General features: G+C 38.2%; 20 protein-coding genes. 9 read left to right on the forward strand and 11 right to left on the reverse strand.

All coding sequences use genetic code 11. The features are described 5' to 3' along the window. Window positions 1–459: 459 nt before the first annotated feature. Window positions 460–1809 carry a 16S rRNA (cytosine(967)-C(5))-methyltransferase gene (locus tag PN450_RS02990; protein ID WP_271835387.1) on the forward strand — a complete coding sequence of 450 codons (1350 nt, stop codon included), beginning with the start codon at window positions 460–462 and terminating at the stop codon, window positions 1807–1809. A 60-nt stretch (window positions 1810–1869) separates the two neighbouring features. Here the strand turns inward: PN450_RS02990 and psb35 are convergent, their stop codons facing one another. Further along, window positions 1870–2064: a photosystem II assembly protein Psb35 gene (gene psb35 / locus PN450_RS02995; protein ID WP_015079039.1), complete on the reverse strand. Its 195-nt coding sequence runs from the start codon at window positions 2062–2064 to the stop codon at window positions 1870–1872. An 83-nt stretch (window positions 2065–2147) separates the two neighbouring features. Then, window positions 2148–4523 (reverse strand): transglycosylase domain-containing protein, encoded by a 2376-nt coding sequence (locus PN450_RS03000; RefSeq protein WP_417033734.1) that lies wholly within the window; start codon window positions 4521–4523, stop codon window positions 2148–2150. 263 nt (window positions 4524–4786) lie between these two features. Here PN450_RS03000 and folK point away from each other — a divergent pair, with 263 nt between their 5' ends. After that, the gene (folK, locus tag PN450_RS03005; protein WP_148760721.1) at window positions 4787–5275 is read left to right on the forward strand and encodes a 2-amino-4-hydroxy-6-hydroxymethyldihydropteridine diphosphokinase; all 489 of its coding nucleotides are present in this window, start codon (window positions 4787–4789) and stop codon (window positions 5273–5275) included. 99 nt (window positions 5276–5374) lie between these two features. Then, window positions 5375–5923, forward strand: coding sequence for an NUDIX hydrolase (locus tag PN450_RS03010; protein WP_148760719.1), 549 nt, complete (start codon window positions 5375–5377; stop codon window positions 5921–5923). 37 nt (window positions 5924–5960) lie between these two features. On the opposite strand, the gene PN450_RS03015 is transcribed toward PN450_RS03010, so the two are convergent. Beyond that, window positions 5961–6740, reverse strand: coding sequence for a phosphate ABC transporter ATP-binding protein (locus PN450_RS03015; RefSeq protein ID WP_148760717.1), 780 nt, complete (start codon window positions 6738–6740; stop codon window positions 5961–5963). Between the two features lie 153 nt (window positions 6741–6893). Between PN450_RS03015 and PN450_RS03020 the strand changes: the two genes are divergently transcribed. After that, window positions 6894–8120 (forward strand): tetratricopeptide repeat protein, encoded by a 1227-nt coding sequence (locus tag PN450_RS03020; protein ID WP_271835388.1) that lies wholly within the window; start codon window positions 6894–6896, stop codon window positions 8118–8120. Between the two features lie 442 nt (window positions 8121–8562). Here the strand turns inward: PN450_RS03020 and PN450_RS03025 are convergent, their stop codons facing one another. Genes PN450_RS03025 through cysT form a run of 3 tightly spaced genes read right to left on the reverse strand, consistent with a single transcriptional unit; the run spans window position 8563 to window position 10577 of the window. Beyond that, window positions 8563–8829, reverse strand: a complete 267-nt coding sequence (locus PN450_RS03025) for an NIL domain-containing protein (RefSeq protein WP_148760713.1) — start codon at window positions 8827–8829, stop codon at window positions 8563–8565. 52 nt (window positions 8830–8881) lie between these two features. Beyond that, entirely contained in the window at window positions 8882–9721 is an 840-nt protein-coding gene (gene cysW / locus PN450_RS03030) for a sulfate ABC transporter permease subunit CysW (protein ID WP_168696252.1), read from the reverse strand. Next, entirely contained in the window at window positions 9708–10577 is an 870-nt protein-coding gene (cysT, locus tag PN450_RS03035) for a sulfate ABC transporter permease subunit CysT (protein WP_271835389.1), read from the reverse strand. Before cysT ends, cysW begins: the two co-directional genes overlap by 14 nt. A gap of 25 nt (window positions 10578–10602) precedes the next feature. On the opposite strand from cysT, the gene PN450_RS03040 reads away from it, so the two are divergent. Continuing rightward, entirely contained in the window at window positions 10603–10851 is a 249-nt protein-coding gene (locus PN450_RS03040) for a hypothetical protein (RefSeq protein ID WP_271835390.1), read from the forward strand. Here the strand turns inward: PN450_RS03040 and PN450_RS03045 are convergent. Beyond that, on the reverse strand, window positions 10768–11880 hold the full coding sequence (locus PN450_RS03045; protein WP_271835394.1) for a sulfate ABC transporter substrate-binding protein: 1113 nt from the start codon (window positions 11878–11880) through the stop codon (window positions 10768–10770). The two genes, PN450_RS03040 and PN450_RS03045, sit on opposite strands and share 84 nt — an antisense overlap. 484 nt (window positions 11881–12364) lie before the next feature. On the opposite strand from PN450_RS03045, the gene PN450_RS03050 reads away from it, so the two are divergent. Continuing rightward, window positions 12365–13450: a sulfate ABC transporter substrate-binding protein gene (locus tag PN450_RS03050; RefSeq protein WP_213710913.1), complete on the forward strand. Its 1086-nt coding sequence runs from the start codon at window positions 12365–12367 to the stop codon at window positions 13448–13450. Window positions 13451–13682: 232 nt separating this feature from the next. After that, a complete protein-coding gene (locus PN450_RS23910) occupies window positions 13683–13802 on the forward strand; it encodes a response regulator (RefSeq protein WP_334311473.1) in 120 nt (39 codons plus the stop codon). Window positions 13803–13882: 80 nt separating this feature from the next. Here the strand turns inward: PN450_RS23910 and PN450_RS03055 are convergent, their stop codons facing one another. After that, complete coding sequence (locus PN450_RS03055; RefSeq protein WP_271835391.1) at window positions 13883–14656, reverse strand: class II glutamine amidotransferase; 774 nt, start codon at window positions 14654–14656, stop codon at window positions 13883–13885. 252 nt (window positions 14657–14908) lie between these two features. On the opposite strand from PN450_RS03055, the gene msrB reads away from it, so the two are divergent. Then, window positions 14909–15403, forward strand: coding sequence for a peptide-methionine (R)-S-oxide reductase MsrB (msrB, locus tag PN450_RS03060; RefSeq protein WP_271823407.1), 495 nt, complete (start codon window positions 14909–14911; stop codon window positions 15401–15403). Between the two features lie 136 nt (window positions 15404–15539). Then, a complete protein-coding gene (locus PN450_RS03065) occupies window positions 15540–15878 on the forward strand; it encodes a hypothetical protein (RefSeq protein WP_015079025.1) in 339 nt (112 codons plus the stop codon). A gap of 250 nt (window positions 15879–16128) precedes the next feature. On the opposite strand, the gene PN450_RS03070 is transcribed toward PN450_RS03065, so the two are convergent. From PN450_RS03070 to PN450_RS03080, 3 genes are all read right to left on the reverse strand, one after another. Beyond that, window positions 16129–16890, reverse strand: a complete 762-nt coding sequence (locus PN450_RS03070; protein WP_015079024.1) for a phycobilisome rod-core linker polypeptide — start codon at window positions 16888–16890, stop codon at window positions 16129–16131. Window positions 16891–17097: 207 nt separating this feature from the next. Continuing rightward, complete coding sequence (locus tag PN450_RS03075) at window positions 17098–17826, reverse strand: phycobilisome rod-core linker polypeptide (protein WP_015079023.1); 729 nt, start codon at window positions 17824–17826, stop codon at window positions 17098–17100. A 140-nt stretch (window positions 17827–17966) separates the two neighbouring features. Then, entirely contained in the window at window positions 17967–18710 is a 744-nt protein-coding gene (locus PN450_RS03080; RefSeq protein ID WP_271835392.1) for a phycobilisome rod-core linker polypeptide, read from the reverse strand. Window positions 18711–18822 lie beyond the last annotated feature (112 nt).

The raw sequence follows: 18822 nt of genomic DNA on the forward strand, positions 1-18822 counted from the left end.
AATATTTTTTACCCCACCCTAACCCTCCCCTTGTAAAGGGGAGGGAACTGGATTTTTATTGTTTCCCCCCTTTACAAGGGGAAAGGGGGGGTAGCAATGTGATGAAAATTACGGAATACCACTTTTCAAACATCCTCTTAGAGGTTTAAAGAAAGTGCTAAACTATCTCTATCTGGGTATATTTTATTCAACTTGCAACCAATTTCCACATAAAGTTCTATTATCGTTTTTATACTTTCAATCTTGTTTGGTAATTGTGATAAAAATATCTTATATTCCTCAATACCTTGTCCAAATCGAAAAAAGTCTTGATTTGTAGGTTGGGTTGACGTAAGGAAACCCAACAAATGCGTTGGGTTGCGCTGTCGCTTAACCCAACCTACAAAAGATGGACAAGGTATTGATTCCTGTAACCTTTTAGCTAACCTGCAACTTACTTACTTAATTTAATTTAATTTCATGACCAATCCCCGTCAAGTGGCTTTTATTGCTCTCAAAGAAGTTCATAAAGGAGCTTATGCTGATGTTGCTTTAGATAGAGTGCTACAAAAGTTTAAGTTACCCGACAATAATCGGCGGTTAATGACAGAATTAGTTTATGGGAGTGTGAGAAGACAACGCACCCTTGATGCTATCATTGAGCAACTTGCTACTAAGAAAATTCAGCAACAGCCAAAAGACCTCCGCACCATTTTACATTTGGGTTTTTACCAACTGCGTTATCAAGAAAGAATTCCCGCTTCTGCGGCTGTAAATACTACTGTTGAATTAGCAAAGGAAAATGGTTTTCCTGGTTTAACTGGTTTTGTCAATGGTTTATTACGTCAATATCTCCGACTTGCAGAAAAATCCTCAGAACCGCTAAATTTACCGGAAAATCCGGTCGAAAGATTAGGTATTTTCCACAGTTTCCCTAATTGGATTATTGAAGTTTGGTTAAAAGAATTGGGTTTTGAAGAAACAGAAAAACTCGCTAATTGGATGAATCAAACCCCGACAATTGATTTACGGGTAAATATTCTTCGCAGTTCTTTAGAAGAGATACAATCAGCTTTTGAATCTGCTGGTGTTTTAGTCAAACCCATTCCCCATTTACCCCAAGCTTTACGATTAATTGGTCATAACGGGGCAATTCAAAATCTACCTGGTTTTAATGAAGGTTGGTGGACTATCCAAGATAGTAGTGCTCAATTAGTTGGTCATTTGCTTGACCCTCTGCCGGGGAATGTAGTGATTGATGTTTGTGCGGCACCAGGGGGAAAAACTACCCATATTGCCGAATTAATGGGAGATAAAGGCAAAATTTGGGCTTGTGATCAAACTGCTTCCCGGTTACGCAAATTAAAAGAAAATGCCCACCGTCTAAATTTACAATCTATCGAAATTTGTGCAGGAGATAGTTGCAACTTACCGCAATTCTCCAATTCTGCTGACTGTGTATTAGTTGATGCTCCTTGCTCTGGTTTGGGAACTATGCACCGTCACGCTGATGCGCGTTGGCGACAAACACCAGATTCTGTGCAAAAACTTTCCCAACTCCAAAAAGAACTCTTATCACATAATGCAGGTTTTGTCAAGGCTGGTGGTGTTTTAGTTTACGCAACTTGTACGCTGCATCCAGCGGAGAATGAACAGATAATTACGGAGTTTTTAGCCGCAAATCCCCATTGGCAAATTGAACCTCACTCTTTTGATTTATTTAATGATACTGCTCCTGGTTGGTTAAAAGTCTGGCCTCATCAACAGGATATGGATGGTTTTTTCATGGTGCGCTTAAGAAAAACTCAGGATTGTCAAGTACAGAATTAGGGAGGCAGGAGGCAGGAGGCAGGGGAGAATATTTCTTGCCTATTGCCTATTGCCTATTACCTACTCTTTTTCAACCTTGGGGATAATGTTGGGACGATCTTTATTTTCCCAACCGGGGGGACGTTTGGAGTTGTACCAAGCAATTGAACCGATGGTGACAGCAGCGATAAAACCCACCACATACACCAAAGTAAACGCTAAGGGAAAGTGATTTCCAGTGTCTAGCACTGGGACTTGGAGCAATAAATAACTCATGATTATATTCGGCTAATGTAGGTTACAGTTCTTCATAAAGTATAAACTCAGCGAATCCCCTACATCTACCCTAGGAAAAATCTTTACGGTGAAGAATTGGGCTTGAGTCTTTCCCTCCAGGAAGGTTGTGATGATGAAGATCCTTCAGAATTATTCTCTACAGGGGAAGATGACTTTACCTGACCTGATTCTTTGCTGCTCCTGCGTCGTGAACGAGATGATTTAGGAGTAGAGTCGCTATTAGATTCTTCCCTGCGATTGCTTCGTCTTCTGCTAGAGGAAGCCAGTGGATCATTATTTTGTTGACTATAGCGTCGTTTCCGTCTTGGTCTACGTTCTGATGAATTTGCCGAATCTTCCGACTGATTATTGGTTCTTCTGCGTCTGCGTCTGGTTGATGAATCAGAATTGTCGGTATTGTCCTCATCTGATTTTTGATCATAATCATCAGCCGATTTATGGAGAATTTTTTTCGGTTTGAGAGGTTGGGCTTTGATAGTACCTTTGCGATTTTCTAAATTAGGTCGGGGTGGAAATTTTTCTACCGGCATTCCCTCTACGGCTTTTTCCATAAACTCATGCCAAGCATAAGCTGCACTACCACTATTACCATAGGTAGGGGTGTTATCATCATTCCCTAACCACACCCCAGCCACTAACTGAGGAATATAACCAATAAACCATAAATCACGGGATTCATCAGTAGTGCCTGTTTTGCCGGCAACTTGTCTATCATCTAATTGAGCCGCAGCACCAGTGCCATCGGTGACAACATTTCTTAACATCCAAGTCATGATGGCGCTAGTATCAGGATCTAAAACTTGCTTAGATTCATATTTGGCTGACCAAATGACATCTCCTTCGCGGTTGAGAATGCGCCGAATGCCATGAGCTTCTATATAATTTCCTTGGTTGGTAAATGTACCATAGGCGTTGGTTAATTCTAGTAAATTGACTTCATTAGAACCAAGAGCCAGGGAATAGTTAGGTTTGAGTTCTGACTTAATGCCCATGTCATGGGCAAGTTTAATGGTGGGTTCAAAACCTATTTCTATTAAGACTTTTACCGCAATTGTATTGATAGATTTGGTGAGAGCGTCTCTGATATTTAACCAACCAGAGAATTTGTTATGGGAATTTTTTGGCTCATAACCATCTATTGATAAAGGTTCATCTAAATAACTATCGTAGGGACTTTTACCAGTAGCGATCGCTGTAGCATAGACGAAACCCTTAAAAGTCGATCCTGGTTGTCGTTGGGCTTGAGTTACACGATTAAACTGGTTTTTGCTAAAGTCTTTACCACCTACCATGGCCTGAATTTCCCCACTCCGAGGATCTATGGCAACCATGGCCGCTTGTTTAAAGTTTTGCCACTGACCTTCATTTTTTAATATTTTAGCAACTGCGGCTTCTGCTGCTTGTTGGGAAATGGGGTTTAAGGTTGTTTCTACTACTAAACCACCACTAGCTAAGACATCAGCGCCCAGGTACTTGGGCAGTTCTTTCTGAACATAGCTAGTAAAGTAGGGAAAATTAACTTGTAACCGTTTGGGTAAACTGCTGTTAACTATTAATGCTTCTTGTATAGCTGCTTGTTTTTGTTCCGGTGTAATTATGCCATCTTCTAGCATCCGCTGTAACACCAAATTTCGTCGTTCTGTAGCTATTTTGGGGTTTTTATCGGGGCCATAGACGTTAGGTGCAGGAGCTAAACCAGCCAGGGTGGCCATTTCTGATAAAGTCAGTTGATCTACGGATTTACTAAAGTATACCCAAGCCGCATCTCCGACACCGTAAGCTCCAGAGCCTAAATAAACGAGATTTAAATAACGTTCGAGAATCTGATCTTTAGTCAATTGTCGCTCTATTTTTTGGGATAACCGGACTTCTTTGAGTTTACGCCAAAAGGTTTTTTCTGGTTTAAGGAAGAGAATTCGCGCTACTTGTTGGGTGATGGTACTACCACCTTCTCCTATATTTTGCGATCGCAAATTATTGATAACTGCTCTGGCAATTCCTTGGGGATCAAATCCATTGTGTTGATTAAATCTTCTGTCTTCTGAAGCAATAAAAGCTTTTTTTAAAGTATCTGGTATTTGCTCTATTTTCAGCACTTCTCTGGTAGCTTCCCCCTGCTGTTGTAGAACACTACCATCACCAGCTTTAATTGTCAGAGTTTGCTCTCGTACCAATGCTCTGAGTGCAGACTGATCTGGTAAATTTTTATCTATTTCTAAGATTGTGTAATGGAAAGCAATGATCCCACTACCAACACCTAACCCAGCCCAAAACCAAAAACGACGATAAAAGGGTTTATCGCTGCTGGCAATTTTGCCCAAGATTCCCGATGATAGAGTTGCCATCTGGGTGATTAACTGCTTTGCCTTCACCTGCATTTTCGGTAGTAAGTTTTCATTTGTGGACTCGTCATTTTGTTGATGATTACCTAATGGCAATGGCAGTTTCTCCTGTTTGGTTTGAACGCAACATTTCTACGTTAATATAATAACCCATATAATACCTCATAAATCATTAACTTAATTCAGTGGTAATATATGTTTTCTACAAAGCTATATTATTGATCTTAATATCATTTATGATAATTAAATCATGCAATTTTTGCATAAAAGAACTCCAAAAATCACAGAATCATCATGAATTTTCCTCCCTGTGTCTCCCTGCTCCCTTCAGTTCAACAATTAACTAGGAGTCCGATAGAATGCTAAACAATGCGGCTAGAACTGCGATCGCTCTCGGTAGTAACATTGGCAATTCCCAAGGCATTTTAGCAGGAGCTTTAGAAGCTTTAGCTCAAACATCCGGCATAACTATAGAAGCCAAATCGAGTTGGTATCGAACTAAAGCCATAGGACCAACTCAGCCTGATTACTTAAATGGTTGCGCGATCTTACTTGTGCAAATGTCACCACAGACTTTATTAGAACAACTACTAACAATTGAACAAAAGTTTGGGCGTGAGCGTCAGGAGCATTGGGGGCCACGCACCCTAGATTTAGATTTGTTATTATATGATGACTTAATTTTACATCAGCCAAACCTGCAAATTCCCCATCCCCGCATGACTGAACGAGCTTTTGTTTTAGTTCCTTTAGTCGAAATTGCTCCAGATTGGATAGATCCTATATCTCAAAGAGTAATTCGAGATTTACTGCTAGAGATAGACACGAATGATATACATTTATTGTAGCGGGTGAAAAAATTACCATTTTTGCCACCCAAAAAGAACTGATAACCACAAAAAACCCCCGTATACGTTCTCTGTATTCACAGACGGTAGAATTTTACTATGCCATTAGGTAGAGAATTACCACAGTTGCTGAAGCAACACTTATTTTATAAAGGACGCAAATTTAACTTTGAAGTTAATCGTTTGCGTTTACCCAACAAATCTGAAGGGGAATGGGAATGTATTCGTCATCCCGGCGGTGCTTTGGCTATACCCATAACCGCAGAAGGTAAGCTTGTACTTGTGCGTCAATATCGGTTTGCAGTCCAGGGAAGACTGTTAGAATTTCCAGCGGGAACTGTAGAACCCAATGAAGATCCTTTAGAAACAGTTAAACGGGAAATTGAAGAAGAAACTGGTTATCATGCTCGTCAGTGGGATAAGTTAGGAGAGTTTTTTCTTGCTCCTGGTTATTCCGATGAAATTATCTATGCTTTTATTGCTAGAGATTTAGAAAAGCTGGAAACACCACCAGAACAGGATGAAGATGAAGACATAGAAACAGTATTATTAACTCCTGAAGAATTGGAAAAAGCCATTTTGGCAGGAGAATCTGTAGATGCTAAATCTATTGCTAGTTTTTTCCTGTTGCGTTCATTTTTAAAGTAGGGAACAGGGAACAGGGAGAAGGGAGAAGAGGCTATAATTATCGAGAATAACTACCAGCGTAATCGCGGATACGATAATCTGTGGCTTGAGCTAAAACTTTTTTAGTTGATGCAAATTCTCGTAATTGTCCAACATGATTTTGATTGTATTGAAATAAAGCTGTAAAATCTGCGAGACGAGAGACTTGCTGGATGTTTTGAGAGATAAATATAATTGTCAGTTCAGAACGCAAACACTCAATTAGTTCTTCAATTTTTGTGGTGGTAATGGGATCAAGTCCACAACAAAGCTCATCCATCAGAATAACTTGAGGTTTAACGGCTAAAGCGCGAGCAATGCACAACCTTTGTTGTTGTCCACAAGAGAGTTCCAAAGCTGGTTTATAGAGCTTATTTTTGACTTCTTCCCAAATATCCGCAGATTTAAGAGCTAACTCGACAATTTCATCTAATTCTGATTTTGGTCGCCAGCCAATTAATTTTACACCGTAAGCAACGTTATCATAACTGCTCATGGGAAAAAGATTGGGTTTGGAGTAAATTGTACTAATTTGACGACGGAGACGATTGAGATTAATCCGTCGTTCATAAATATTTTGCCCAAAAAATTCGATTTTTCCTTGGGTTTGGACTTCTCCCTCTAAGTCACTCATGCGGTTGAGAGACTTCAAAAAAGTAGATTTCCCGCAACCACTAGGTCCCATAATGGCAATAATTTTATTTTGGGGAATATCCATTGACAGATTTTCCAGAATTTTTTGCTTATTGTAGTAAAAACTAAAGTTTTTGACACTTATGGCGGGAATTATTTTACTCATATTCAAGAAGAAGGATTTAAGAGGAAGAAAGAAAAAAGCCGACAATTTGGCATCAGAATACTTGTAAAACTTGATATTTGCTTATAACCTAAATTATGCCCTCTATTGATCTACAATGCTGCGTTTAATTAATGTGAGAAAGGTAAATTAACCATGAGACAGCGGTTTATTTTCATCATTACTACTATCATTGTCTGGCATTTGTGTATTTCTAACACATTAGCCAAAGAAAAAAAAATTGAAGATTTGGATAAGTTTCCTCCTAGTCCCTTAGAAATAACTATAACTGACCCAATATTGCCAAATTTACCACATAAACGGGAATTAACATTAACAGAATTGGAAAAATTAAAGACGGATTTAGATGGATTAAATCAAGAGGCACAGGTGACACTACAAGGAGAAGATAAAAAGAAAGCCTTTGAGATTTGGAATCGTGAACTACGATTGAGACGCTTTTTAGGCACATTGTCTGAGGTGGAAGCGTTATCAAGAGTGGGAGAAATCGCTTGGAATCAAAATGAACGGGAACAGGTGCGATATATTAGTCAGCGATTACAAGTAATTCAAAGCGAGATAGGAAAACAAAAAAGTACCGATTTACAATTATGGCAATCTCTGGGGAAAGCTTATCAAAAAATCCGGTTTCCTAAATTGGGAATATTGGCTTATGAACAAATTTTGATCTTAGTAAAACAACAACAAGATTCATCTGGAGAAATGGAGACTTTAAAAAATATTGGAGAATTACATTTAAGTTGGTTTGATTATCCCCAAGCTGCTAATACTTACCAAAAACTGTTAAATTTAGCAATTAATCAGGGTGATAAAACTAATGAATTAGGATATTTACAACAGTTAGCTTATATCTATTCCCAAGGAAAACAACCACAAGCAGCAATAGATATATTAAATAAATTAGTCCAAGTTTATACTCGTGAACAAAATTTGAGTCAAATTCCAGCTTTGAAATTAGCGATAGCTGCAAATTATGAATCTCTAGCTCAAAAAGATCCCAATTTAAAACAACAGGCTTTTGATAATTATCAAGCAGCTTATACTGGTGCATGGCAATTAGAACAATACGCTAAAGCTGGAGAAGCATTAGAGAAATTAATTACTTTTTATCGTTCACAAAAACAGATAGATGCAGCTTTACAAACTAGCCAAATTCTCATAGAAACACAAACATTAGCTAACAATTCTTATGGTTTAATGTCAGCTTATGACCAAATTGGTGACTTATATTTAGAACGCCGAGAATCTACACAAGCATTAACAGCATTTCAGAAAGGATTAGAAATAGCTCAACAACTTAAATATCAAGAATTATACTTTACTCAAAAAATTGAAAAGTTAAAACCTGAGATAAAAATCTAGAGAATATCAAGATAAATAAAAAAGTCCGCGTTAGCGGACTCTGGACATTGGATAAGGTTAAGTTGTCACCAAGAGAGCCTACAAGATGTTAGACTTATTTATATTTTTACTAATTAATTTGAGAAAATCAAGTGGTTTGATTTAAGAATTAGGACATAATTTCGATATTTATGTCTGAAAAAAAAGCAGTTTATTGATGATTATTTTTACAGATGGATATCTCCCATTGCTTAAAAAGGTGAGGAATCTGAGAAATTGCGGACATAACTAAGATTGTTTTGTCTAAGAGGATGCTTGAAAAGTCTTTGGTCATGTATCCAAAATCTTGAGATCCCCCTAAATCCCCCTTAAAAACGGGAGTTAGGGGGGATATTGATACAACTGAGCGATAATTCTCCTCCATCTCCTGTGGCTCTGTTGCTTAACCTAAGCTACAATTTTTTCACCAATCACTAATGCTATTTTCATCCCAAACTTGCAATTTCAATTCTTGTAAATAGGTTAACCCATTGTGAATTTGTCCATTTGTTCCTTGTAAATCTAAATCAAACCAACCATCACCTACAGCATCCTGTCCGAGAATTGCGGCTTTGATATTCACAGTCAAGCCATATTCTGAAACTAGGCGAGAAATTACAGGTTCTTGATGATGATCTTGGGGAATTCTGACGCGAATTCGCTTGTTTATCAGGGTATTTTCACTACTCATAACCACCTCTAAGATGTAATTTAATAGTTGTCTGGAAATTACCTATTAGCCATTATTCAACTTCTTTAATTTCGGTTTTTCGTTCTATGATTTCCTTCAGAATCAAGGTGATAACTGCCAGAAATGCTAACAATACAGCAGCAGAAAAAGCAGCTTCTGTTTCATATTGTTTGTAAGCATCTTCCACAAATAATGGTAAAGTCTGGGTTGTATTGGCAATGTTACCAGATACCACAGAAACTGCACCAAATTCACCCATGGCTCTGGCATTTGTCAAGATTAAACCGTAGAGTAACCCCCAACGAATACTCGGTAAAGTTACCCGCCAAAAAGTTTGCCAATCGTTTGCACCTAATGTTCTGGCAGCTTCTTCCTGATCTTTGCCAAATTCTTCTAAGACAGGAATTACTTCTCTGGCCACAAAAGGCATACTCACAAAAGCGGTAGCCATAAGCATCCCTGGAAAAGCAAAGACAATTTTAATATCATGGGCTTGTAGCCAAGGACCAAACCAGCCCTGTCTCCCGTACAATAAGACTATCATTAACCCGGCGACGACTGGGGAGATGGAAAAGGGCAAATCAATGATACTAAGAACTATAGCGCGTCCAGGGAATTTATGTCGAGCGATCGCCCAAGCCGCACATAATCCAAATACGGCATTTACAGGGATAGAAATCGCAGCTAGTAACAGGGTTAACCAAGCTGCGTGGAGAAATTCCGGTTTTGCCAGGTTAGATAAAAATGGCCCAGTTCCCTTTTTGAAAGCTTCAAAAAAAACATTAATAGCTGGAATATATTGAACCAGAAATAGGTAAGCGATCGCAATCCCAATTAAAACTGCCGGTACCCAACTCTGTTTTTTTGGTCTTTTAACTTTATCTATTGTCATATCTTCTTGCCCAAGCTTGTAAGAAATTAATTGCTAATAACATTACCAAAGAAATTCCTAATAAAACCACACCAATTACAGTTGCACCAGCATAGTCATATTGTTCCAACCGCTGGAAAATTAACACAGGTGCAATCAAATCTTTATAGGGTGTATTAGAAGAAATAATTACTGTTGAACCATACTCCCCAACTGCGCGGGAAAAACCCAAAGCTACACCAGTTAAAATTGTCGGAAATAAAGGCGGTAAAATCACTTTCCAAAAAGTTTGCCATTCAGAAGCACCTAAACTCCAAGCAGCTTCTTCAATTTCCGATTCCATTTCTTGCAGAACAGGTTGCACAGTTCTCACTATAAAGGGTAATGATATAAATATCATTGCCACTCCTACCCCCAAGCGAGTAAAAGATACCTTAATCCCCATTGGTGCTAACAATGAACCCAACCAACCATTCTCACTGTAAACTGTTGCCAGTGTTAAACCTGCGACAGATGTTGGCAAAGCAAAGGGTAAATCTACTGTGGCATCAATAATCCGTTTCAAAGGAAAATCGTAACGCACTAATACCCAAGCAATCAAAGTTCCAAACACACCATTCAGCAAAGCTGCAAATAATGAAGTAACAAAGGTAACATTATAAGTTGCTAATGCTAACTCGCTGGTGGCAATTTCCCAAAACTTCGCAGGAGATTCCGTACTAGCCTTGAGAAACATGGCCACAATGGGAATAAATAACATCACAGTTAGATATCCCAAAGTAATCCGCCAAGTCCAAGGAAGATGAATCAAATTATCTACAAATACCTTCCAAATGGGAGGTTTAATATTAGTTTGTACAGCCGCAGATTCAGTCATAATTTTGTTAGTTGTCAGTTTTCAGTTGTCAGTAGGGGCGAAGCATTTGGAAGATAAATTATCGGTCATTGCCAAAAATAGTTCTCCAAATGCTTCGCCCGTACAGTTGTCAGTTGTTAGTTGTCAATTACCAATCACCAATCACCAATTACCAATCACCAATCACCAATCACCAATTACCAATCACCAATTACCGTTTATTTTTAGCTTGAATTTGGTCAAAAATTGCCCCATCATTAAAGAACTTTTTCTGAACAGCATCCCAACCACCTAATTCTTGAACTGTACCTAAAGTTTTTATTTGGGGATATTTGTCAGCAAATTCTTTACTCTTAGCTACTGTTTCATCTACAGGACGAAATCCTACTTTAGCAAATTCCCGTTGTGCTTCGGGGGTAAACAAATATTTAACAAAAGCTTCTGCTACTTCACGATTACCATGTTTATCAACATTTTTATCCACAACAGCAATAGGATTATCAATGGAGATATTTATATCAGGAAGAATGTAATTTGTTTTTTCACCCTTGTCTTTTGCCAAAACAATTTCATTTTCATAGTTAATCAAAGCATCACCTTGACCTTGTTTAAAAAATGCGTCTGTAGCTTCACGAGCATCTTTGGTTAATACAGGGACATTTTTATAAACTTTGGTCACAAAATCAATAGCTTTAGTTTCATCTCCACCAGTTTTAATGACTGAATTCCAAAGGGCGAGAAAATTCCACCGCGCTACCCCAGAAGTTTTCGGATCTGCGGTAATTAGTTTAACATTATCTTTGGCTAAATCAGCCCAATTCTTAATCCCTTTGGGGTTGCCTTCACGAGTTACTAAGGCTGCAACAGACTTAGAAACAATACCATTATTAGGAAATTCTTTTTCCCACCCAGGTTGAATTAATCCCGCCTTTTCAATTTTTTGCGTATCTAAAGCCAGGGCTAGATGAACAATATCTGCTTCTAAACCATCAACCACCGCACGAGTTTGCGAACCAGAACCACCATAGCTTTGTTTAAATACTACAGTTTGGTTATGTTCCTTTTGCCATTTTTCCACAAATTTGGGAATAATAGCGGCGTGAGCAGCTTTGGTAACAGCAAAGGATACAAGGGTTAATTCTACATTCTGTTTTTTACCCGTATCAGTAGTTGCACTAGGTAAATTCCTGGTGTTTGTCCCAGAGCAAGCAGCAAGAGATACACTCAATACTGTCCCTACTAAGAAAAGTGATACAAAGCCTTTGAGCGAATTTGGACTAAACCTCAGTTGTAGTCGTTTTCGTAATTGTTGCCACAAATTCATCTTTTGTCCTTCTGTGAGACTACGGTTAATTAATGAAAATACCATTATTGCAGGTATCCGGTTATCAAAACTAGTAAAAACTGCATATTGACGATAGGGAATATGGTGATTTTACCAGTTTCAAGAAAAATTACAATGCCTTTCAATGACAAGTATCAATTTTTAATTATCTCTATGGAGTTACGATGGGAAATTACTTAATTAATTCTCAGTTTTTAATACTTTACTTGAATAAGTATTTGAAAATAAATATAGAGTTTAATCTGTTAAAAGATTTGCCATATAAACTTTATAGGCATTAAAAGCCGAAAAATATATTTGCAATATGTAATACATACAATACTCGATAGGAAAATAGTTGTTTTTAAGTGCAAAAACTATTGATTTTATTTATGACATCTGGTACGCTCTTTCTCTAGAGGTTAAATACGTTATCTTTACAGAGTTACCGTAGATTATATTTAAACCAATTTTAGGACATCCCATGACAGATAATTCTTCCAACACCGCAAAATTTGTTCCCATAACAAAGCCGTTTTTTCCGGCTTTATTCTTAGCAACAGGTTTAAGTATAAGCACTATTTTGCCTGTATTTGCAGGTACAGCCCAAAAGACGCAACTAATCAGTCAAAGTGGTAAAAAAGTTGAACTTACCTTAGTCACTTACGCAGTCACCAAAGCGGCTTACTCAAAAATTATTCCCGATTTTGTGGCAAAATGGAAAAGAGAAAAAGGTCAAGATGTTGTTATTCGTGAAAGCTACGGTGGTTCTGGCTCGCAGACCCGCGCTGTAATTGATGGTTTACCCGCAGATGTGGTAGCTTTAGCATTGGCTGGAGACATTAAAAAAATTGAACAAGCTGGCTTGATTCAACCAGGTTGGGAAAAGGAATCTCCAAACAATTCAATTGTTACCCGTTCAGTAGTTGCCCTGGAAACTCGCGCTGGTAATCCCAAAAATATCAAAAATTGGGCTGATTTAACAAAGCCTGATGTTAAAATTATTACTGCAAATCCCAAGACATCTGGTGGGGCTAAATGGAATTTTCTCGCTTTATGGGGTTCAGTAGTTAAGAATGGCGGAAATGATACCCAGGCGTTAAAGTTTATAACAGATGTGTTTAAGAATGTGGTTGTATTACCCAAGGATGCACGAGAAGCAAGTGATGCTTTTTACAAAAAAGGTCAGGGTGATGTATTAATAAACTATGAAAACGAAGTCATTTTAGCTGCACAGCAAGGCAAAACAGATACTTCTTACATAGTTCCTCCAGTAAATATCTCTATAGATGCACCCGTTGCAGTTGTGGATAAAAATGTTGATAAGCATGGAAATCGTGAGGTTTCTGAAGCTTTTGTCAAGTTCCTTTTCACTCCAGAAGCACAACGTGAATTTGCTAAAGTTGGTTTTCGTCCAGTTGACCCAACTGTATCTAAAGAAGTAAAAAATAAATTCCCCTATATTGCCCGACTCTACACTGTAGCTGATCTTGGCGGTTGGAGTGGTGTCCAGAAGAAATTCTTTGCAGATGGTGCGATTTTTGATAAAATTCAACGGGGAAGACGCTAAATATAGCAATTCTTGATTGATTGTAATATATTGTTGGGTCACGGTGTAGACAAAGTTTTTGTAGCGATGCAGGATTTTTGCAACCGTGATTTACAGCACTTTCCGGTGTTATGAGGTACATATCCAGCGGGCAAGATGCCCGCACTACAAGAGTTTCATAATTCAAGTTTGTACCTCATGAGAGCGAAATCTGCTGTAAGAACAATTACGACGGACTTCTGTTTTTTCCCAAGTGCCAATTATTATATTAACTAGTAGTGATGGAGCTTTTGATCGAGTTCGGGCTAAGGTATTTGGGGCAACTGATTTTATTAATAAACCTATCAAAAGGAGCAGATATTTACAATATTAAATAAGCATTTACTAACAAGTTCTAGAAATGAATATCTCCAGAATTTTGCTTTGTCTTATTAATAAAATAGTTGTCAAGAATTAGGCAAATTTTAGGGGTAAACCATCCTGAAATATGAGTAATTCTCCGGGTTGTATTTGTGTCCAAACTTCGTTATCAGTTAGGGGTGTAGTCACAATCACAGCCACGCGATCTTTAGATGTAGTCAATTCACTAAAATCTACAGTCATCTCTTCATCAATTAAATGAGCCGCAGCAAAAGGCGCTTGTCTAATAATGTAGCAAAGTTTAGTTGAGCAATAGGTGAAAAAATGCTCACCATCTGATAATATGTAGTTAAAAGATCCAAAGGCTGCTATTTCTTTGGTAATTTCATGTAATGTCTGATAAAGTTCCTTTAGCGGTGGTTGTTCTTGAGGAAAATGCGATCGCAAAGTATTGAGAATTAAGCAAAATGCTTTTTCGCTGTCCGTAGTCCCCACAGGTTGAAAAGTCCCATGATTTTCTGGGTTAAAATCTGGTAAATTACCATTATGAGCAAATACCCAATATCTACCCCAAAGTTCCCGACGGAAAGGATGACAGTTTTCCAAGGCTATTTTGCCTTGAGTAGCTTTGCGGATATGGGCAATTACATGAGTAGAATGAATGGGATACTGACGGATAAAATCGGCAATTGGTGACGCGATAGAGGCTTCAGCGTCTAGAAAAATCCGACATCCTTTGCCTTCAAAAAAAGCAATTCCCCAACCGTCGCTATGTTCATCTGTTTTTCCTCCCCTGGCAGAAAAACCTTCAAAGGAAAAGCAAATGTCTGTGGGTACGTTGCAATTCATTCCTAGCAGTTGGCACATTAGTTTTGTAGTTGTAAAGATCAACTCCAGAGTAACTGATTATTTTTGATGGAACAGGTACAATTTGGACATTTAATTATCAAATATTAATAAAAACCTGTTTGGAGAAACTCATCGTGGTAATTAGTATTACATATTCTTTTTCACTAAGCAAGACGTTTTTAGGTGATTTTCATCAATTTCTCATGGAGGATTTAGAAATTTATGGGAGTTTCTTGGTCATGGAAGCAAAAAATAGCAAATAATAGAATAATGAACAAACGCTATTTTTTGCAAATCAGTACAGTTTTAATTGGTACAGCCTTTTTTTCCCGTTATATCAATTGGAGTTCAGAATCTATGGCACTTTCTAATCCAGAGTTTGCAGTGACAAAAACAGAGGAAGAATGGAAGAGTATCCTCACACCAGAACAGTTTCGGGTATTGCGGAAACATGGTACAGAACCCTCCCATACCAGTTCTCTCGATAAACAATATGAACCTGGTACTTATGTCTGCGCTGGTTGTGGACAGGCTTTGTTTACTGCTGATACTAAGTTTAATAGTGGTACTGGCTGGCCGAGCTTTTTTAAACCAATAGAGGGAGCGATCGCTACTACTACAGATAGAACATTTTTCATGACCCGAACTGAAGTCCATTGTAGTAATTGTGGTGGACACTTAGGCCATGTTTTTAATGATGGACCAAAACCAACTGGTCTCCGTTACTGTATGAACGGTGTATCTTTGCAGTTTACACCTGCGTAGATCACTAATACGGTTCACTTTTTAAACTCTCTCAAGGGGTGCAAACCCCTTGTTTTATTCTGTAAAAAGCAGGAAATTGGAATATAGCAGGTAGAGTTTAGATAAAATTGTCGAAAACAAGGATAAGGATTAGATAATGCAAGTTCTTAAAAGATCCATCAAACCAGAAAGTTATATATCGTTTCTCCACATTTACCAAACTACTTGGGGGACTGCTGGTGATATTTGTTTAGTTCGTGAATCTGTAGCTGAATCTAGTGCATCGAAGTTTGTAGGCCGCAGAATTAAATTAGCCCTCCCCAAAGGCATGGAACGTGATTACTTAGTGAATATTCCCATTATAAAAATTGCAGGTTATGTAGGTGAAGGGCATCCTAAAGATCCACAGTCTGAATGGGAAGCCTATGATGGTATAGATCCAGAAATAGCGATCGCAGTTTTAAAAATTTGGGACTTCAAGTTAATTGAGTTATAGAAGATTTTACTTATGGTACATCTTCATAGAATAGGCAAAAAACTCCTATTTACAAAAACCATGAGCAACAGCACAAAAAATTAAGAGTGCGTCAAGAATTATCTTCCTAACGCACCCTATAAATTAAAAATTTTTGGGTAAACTTAGTACCCAACAGCGGAAGTTAACTAACTATTAAAAATAACTAAAAAGCTGGTAATATCCGCCTTTTTAATTTTTAATTATTAATTTTTAATTCCGCTCTGCGGTACTAGCGTTTACCACGATAAGGAACAGCATTGAGGTAATCAATGTCAAAGGAAGATAACTTTTGAGCATAGTTACCTTTACCAGATACAGAAGCAGCCATATCTGCAAATTTAGCAGGATCGCCTTCTTTTAAACGCTTTGCTTTTGCCTTAGCAGTGTAGAAGTTTTCCAAGGTAAAGCGCCAGTCGGTTTTGACTGTACCGGCTGTTTCTTGGAAGTCGGCACCGTAACGAGGAGTTACCAAGTTAAAAGGACGATCTACAAACCGCTTGCGTTGGTAAGGTACGGTATTATCACCAAAGTTTTGGGTGTATTCTGCGCTGTCTAATAAAACATCAACAAAGCCGCCAAAGCCCTTGTTACAAATAACAATTGACCAAGCAATTTCTTCTTTTTTATTGTAAGCACAACGACCCAATAAGCGTTTGAGGGTGATGTCTACTAAACGGTAGTTGTTGTTAACAGAGACAACTAAACGATAGAAAGCTTCAGATTTAGCTAAACCCCGGATAAAGTCACGAACTGACAAAGAACCGTTTTTAAGTTGGGATTCTAAAGTAACTTGACGGTTAAACTTGAGAATTTCATGTTCGCTAAAAACTTGGCGATAAGCAGCCCAAATGATGTTTGTCATGTCAGTGTAAGAACTAACATCTTCAATGCGATAGATATAAGGTGTATCTTCATTTTGGTCAGCAACGCCAAAGCTGGCCACCCGGTGATTTTGACTACTTGGATTGTATTGAAGTAATGGCAATGCCATATTAATTTTCTCCTTTTATGATCAAATTAAACAAAGAAAGATTTCGTTCAAGAAATACCCCGCCCAGAACTGAAGTTTAGGGCTAATAACTAAAGTCCGTTAAAACGGACTATAAACTTTTTTTTCAGTCGTCTTGAGACGACTTTTGCTATTAGACTCAGAATTCATTCTGAGGCGGGATTACTTACTTATTTTCCCCTCAAAAGGTTAGTAGATATCACTAATTCCTAACCAATTGAGAATCAACAAGAAAGTGATGCCTGCGGTTATTACCAGTAATACAGCAGACAATGCCCCCAAATCAACATTTTGCCCAGAGCCTGGGTAGAAACCTCCACGCCATTGACGAAGATACGGCCATTTTTGGACAATACCTGCCCGGTCACGATAATCAGCACCATAGCGGGGAGTAAAACTGATTGGGCGGTCTGTGGTCATCCGTTTGCGTTGATAGGGTACGGTATATTCGCCAAAGGCTTGTTCATACTCACTACTATCAATCAAAACATCCACAAATTTTCCCCAACCTAAAGTAGCAATTTGAATTGACCAGGCAATTTTTTCTTGCTCATTGTAGGGAGAACGACCTAAGATCCTTTTCAGGAACATTTCTACCAACCGATAGTTGTTATTTGGTGTCACAACTAGCTGATAAAATCGCTCTGATTTCACCAAACCACGAATGAAGTCTTTAACCGTAATTGACCGATTTTTGAGTTGAGTTTCTAAGGTAATTTGGCGGTTAAATTTGAGAATCTCCTGTTCGTTGAAAACTTGGCGATAAGCAGCCCAAATTAGTTGTTCAATTTCGCCGGCAGAGTTAGCATTTTCAATCCGGTAGATATAAGGATTGTCCTCGTTAATATCTGCCGTACCAAAGCTGCTAACTCTTTGGTTTTGAGTTGTAGGTTTGTATTCAAGTAAAGGAATTGCCATTTTAAAGAACCTGCCTTTTGGTAAATTTGGCATTTCAAAATGCTCTAATACTTAGCAAACTAACTAAAATTAAAATCCTTAAAAAAATACAAACTTTATCACTTTTGTAACCGAGATTACCCAGCTAATTAAAAAACTATTTAGCGCAGGGGAAAACTAACACTAGGACTGATAGAAACAGGGATACCTTTTGATGTTGTTTCCTTGGTAGTGTTAGGAATTTGGATATTGGCAGTGCTAACTGGTGTGTGAGTCACTGTTTTAATTTTAATGGAATTTGCCATATCCAAAAAGTTTTTAATGTCACCCCATTTATAACGAGCTTCTTCAAGTTGGTCGCGCCAGTAATCACTGTATCGTGGTGTTACCAAATTAAAGGGTCTATCCTTATAACGTCGTCTTTGGTAGGGAACGATATTTTCCCCAAAGTTGCTTTGATATTCTTCAGAATCGAGCAAAGCGTCAACAAAACCACCCCAACCTTTGGTAGCAATCACAATTGACCAAGCGATTTCTTCCTTGTTGTTGTAAGGTGCGCGACCTAATAACCGTTTTAGCCCAATTTCTACTAATCTGTAATTAGAATTACTCTGAATTACCAAACTTTGGAAAGCTTCAGATTTAGCTAAACCCCGGATAAAATCGCGGACGGTAATAGCTTTGTTTTTTACTTGGGATTCTAAATGAACTTGGCGATAAAATTTGAGAATGACGTGTTCGCTAAAAAGTTGCCGATAAGCAGCCCAAATTAATTCTTCTACTTCTCCACCAAAGGCGTAGTCTTCGATGCGGTAAATTGTGGGTGTATCTTCGTTGGGAACTTCATAACCAGAAACGCGCTGGTTTTGGGAACTGGGTTTGTATTCTAGTAAAGGTATTGTCATGTTTGTCAGTTGTTGGTTGTTAGTAGGGGCGAAGCATTTGGAAGATAAATTATCGGTCATTGCCAAAAATAGTTCTCCAAATGCTTCGCCCGTACAGTTGTCAGTTGTTAGT

Origin of the sequence: Dolichospermum lemmermannii CS-548 (assembly GCF_028330815.1) — a bacterium.
Taxonomy (GTDB): Bacteria; Cyanobacteriota; Cyanobacteriia; order Cyanobacteriales; family Nostocaceae; genus Dolichospermum; species Dolichospermum lemmermannii.